The sequence below is a fragment of the Vannielia litorea genome, assembly GCF_018424695.1.
GTDB lineage: Bacteria > Pseudomonadota > Alphaproteobacteria > Rhodobacterales > Rhodobacteraceae > Vannielia > Vannielia litorea_A.
The window spans coordinates 1-3,613 of record NZ_QTNQ01000165.1; the positions used below are offsets into that span (position 1 = coordinate 1).

The following is a 3,613-nucleotide window of genomic DNA, read 5'->3' on the forward strand; positions in this document are numbered from 1 at the left end:
GCCCCCATCGCGGCCACGGCCCGGTGCCATCCGTCAAACACCCGCGCCCGCACCGCCGCCCAGCCCGCGCCGCGCGGCAGGGCCCCGCTGTCGATCAACTGGTCGAAGGTCAAATGAACAAAAGGCGCAGGCAATGCCTCCCGCACCGCCCGCGCCAATGTCGATTTCCCCGCGCTGGAGGCCCCGTGGATCAGGATCACCCGTCCCGGCGCCACCGGCTCACTCTTCCTTCACCACCCGCAAGCCCAACTCGCGCAGCTGCTCGTTGGTCGGCTCGGAGGGCGCGTCCATCATCAGGTCTTCCGCGCGCTGGTTCATCGGGAACATGACCACCTCGCGCAGGTTCTCCTCATCGGCCAGCAGCATCACGATCCGGTCGATGCCCGCTGCGCAGCCACCGTGCGGCGGGGCGCCGTAACCAAAGGCGGTGTAGAGCCCGCCAAAGCGCGCCTTCACCTCCTCCTCACCATAGCCCGCGATCTCGAAGGCCTTCAGCATCACTTCTGGCTTGTGGTTCCGGATCGCGCCGCTGACCAGCTCATAACCGTTGCAGGCAAGGTCATACTGATAGCCCTTCACGGCGAGCGGATCGCCCTGCAGCGCCTCCATCCCGCCCTGCGGCATGGAAAAGGGGTTGTGCTCAAAGTCGATCTCGCCGGTCTCGGCATCCTTCTCGTAGATCGGGAAATCCACGATCCAGGCGAAGGCGAACCGGTCCTTGTCGGTCAGCCCCAGCTCCTCGCCGATCACGGTGCGGGCCTTGCCCGCCACGCCCTCGAAGGTCTTGGGCTTGCCCCCGAGGAAGAACGCTGCATCGCCACCCGATAGTCCGAGCTGAAGTCGAATTGCTTCGGAACGTTCAAAGCCGATGTTCTTTGCCAGCGGGCCAGCAGCTTCGAAATAGTAGTCGCGGGTTTCGAAGCCCACCATATCGTTGTCAGGAAGCTCACCTTTCGCTCGAAGGTCGTTGAGCGTCTGTTCGCGAGCGTGCTGCCAGACGTCATCATCCGGCGCGAATTTTGACGCGTCAGACAGCTCAACTTTCCGCCAGAAGATATACCCCATACCCGGCAGCCCTTCCTTCTGAGCAAAGGCATTCATCCGGTCGCAGAACTTGCGCGAGCCGCCCGTGGGCGCCGGAATGGCACGGATCTCGGTGCCCTCCTGCTCCAGCAGCTTGGCGAAAATCGCAAAACCACTCCCGGCAAAATGCTCCGAAACCACCTGCATCTCGATCGGGTTGCGCAGGTCCGGCTTGTCGGTGCCATATTTCAGCGCCGCCTCGGCATAGGGGATCTGCGGCCAGGTCGCCGGATCATCCACCTTCCGGCCCCCGCCGAACTCCTCGAACACGCCCGCAATCACCGGCGACACGGTGTCGAACACATCCTGCTGCTCGACGAAGCTCATCTCCAGATCGAGCTGGTAGAAGTCGGTCGGTGACCGGTCGGCGCGCGGGTCTTCGTCGCGGAAGCAGGGCGCGATCTGGAAGTACTTGTCGAAGCCCGACACCATGATGAGCTGCTTGAAGAGCTGCGGCGCCTGCGGCAAGGCATAGAACTTGCCGGGGTGCAGGCGCGACGGCACCAGAAAGTCCCGCGCGCCCTCGGGGCTGCTCGCCGTGATAATAGGCGTCTGGTATTCCCGAAAGCCCTTGTCCCACATCCGGCGGCGCACGCTTGCCACCACATCCGAGCGCAGGGTCATGTTCTGCTGCATCGCCTCGCGGCGCAGGTCGAGGTAACGGTATTTCAGCCGGGTCTCTTCCGGGTACTCCTGGTCACCGAACACGATCAGCGGCAGCTCGCCGGCGGCGCCCAGCACCTCCATATCGCGTATATACACCTCGATCTCGCCGGTCGGCAGCTTGGGGTTCACAAGGCTCTCGTCGCGCGCCTTCACGCTGCCATCGATCCGGATGCACCACTCGCTGCGCACCTTCTCCAGCTCGGCAAACACCGGGCTGTCGCCATCGGCGATCACCTGCGTCACCCCGTAATGGTCGCGCAGGTCGATGAAGAGCACCCCGCCGTGATCTCGCACCCGATGCACCCAGCCGGCAAGACGCACGGTGTCGCCCACGTTCTGCTTCGTCAGCTCGGCGCAGGTATGGCTGCGGTAGGCATGCATGGTTCGGTCCCTTCCGGTCACACGTATCGGTTCGCGCCGATACACCGCCTTGATGCGCGGAAGTCAACCCGGGCCGGACGTCCGGAAACTTGACGCGAGGTGAAACCAAGCCAATTCTTCTGGCGTTAACCATTTAGGGGACGTGCGAACAAACTACAGCGGGGGTGAATTCCGATGTGGAAAGCGATGATCGACAGGCTCCTGCGCGGCATGATCGTGGAAGGCCGCCTCTCACTTCGCTGGCCGGATGGCAGCACAAGCACCTACGGGCCGGGCGGTGACATCGAGGTTGCCGGGCGCCTCACCGACGAGAGCATCCTGCGCCAGATCGCCCTGCGACCGCAGCTTGGCATCGGCGAGGGCTATATGGATGGCCGCCTTCAGCTCGAGAATGACGATTGCTATGGCTTCCTCGCGCTCATGGTCCGCAACCTGCACCGGGGCGCCATGCCGCCATGGTTCCGCGCCGCCGACACACTGCGCATCGCCACCCGGGCGCTGGCCACCCGCAACGGCATCGCCCGCTCCAGCCGCAACGTGCAGCACCACTACGACATCTCCGACGATCTCTACGCCCGCATGCTGGATGCCGATATGCAATATAGCTGCGCCTATTTTTCCCGCCCCGGGATGACCCTCGAAGAGGCGCAGGCGGCCAAGAAGGCGCATATCGCCGGCAAGCTGCTCATCGAGCCGGGCATGCGCGTGCTCGACATCGGATGTGGCTGGGGCGGCATGGCGCTGACGCTGGCGCGGGACTATGGGGCACAGGTCACAGGCGTGACGCTTTCGCAAAACCAGCTCGCCACGGCGCGAGCGCGGGCCGAGGCAGCGGGGCTTTCCGAACAGGTCACGTTTCGCCTGACCGACTACCGCAAGCTGGAAGACCGCTTCGACAGGATCGTATCGGTCGGAATGCTGGAGCACGTCGGCCTGCCGCAGTTCTCCACCTATTTCTCGCGGGTCCATGAGCTGCTGGCCCCCGATGGCGTCGCGCTGATCCACACAATCGGCAACCTCGCGCGCCCCCACGCCACCTCGCCCTGGCTCGACAGGTATATCTTCCCCGGCGGGTACATCCCGGCCCAGTCCGAGTTGGCCCCTGCCATCGAGGCCGCCCGGCTCTCCACCACCGATGTCGAAATCTGGCGCGGCCACTACGGGCCAACCCTGCGCGCCTGGCGCAACCGGTTCGAGGCGGCGCTGGACTGGGTGCGCACCCGCTACGACGAGCGCTTCGTCCGAATGTGGCGCTTCTACCTCTGCGCCTGCGAAGCCGCCTTCGAGGAGGGGCCGCAAGCGGTGTTCCACTACCAGCTCGCCCACAGCCAACACGCTGTCCCGGTCACGCGCGACTACCTCTACCGCGACAACGCAACCCCGTTGCTCCACGCTGCGCAATAACCGCGACCGGCACCACCAAGACGCGCCCCGCTTCATTTTCTTGCTGCAAATACTCCACCCCACCCTTTACACCCGCACC

General features: G+C 64.7%; 3 protein-coding genes. 1 reads left to right on the forward strand and 2 read right to left on the reverse strand.

Features of this window, described 5'->3' with window-relative positions:
• The coding region (locus DYI42_RS23525; protein ID WP_440870664.1) for a phosphotransferase-like protein at positions 1–215 on the reverse strand (215 nt) is incomplete at its 3' end.
• Positions 216–219: 4 nt separating this feature from the next.
• Positions 220–2,130, reverse strand: coding sequence for an aspartate--tRNA ligase (aspS, locus tag DYI42_RS23530; RefSeq protein ID WP_213549505.1), 1,911 nt, complete (start codon positions 2,128–2,130; stop codon positions 220–222).
• 174 nt (positions 2,131–2,304) lie between these two features.
• Between aspS and DYI42_RS23535 the strand changes: the two genes are divergently transcribed.
• Complete coding sequence (locus tag DYI42_RS23535) at positions 2,305–3,534, forward strand: SAM-dependent methyltransferase (protein ID WP_213549507.1); 1,230 nt, start codon at positions 2,305–2,307, stop codon at positions 3,532–3,534.
• Positions 3,535–3,613 lie beyond the last annotated feature (79 nt).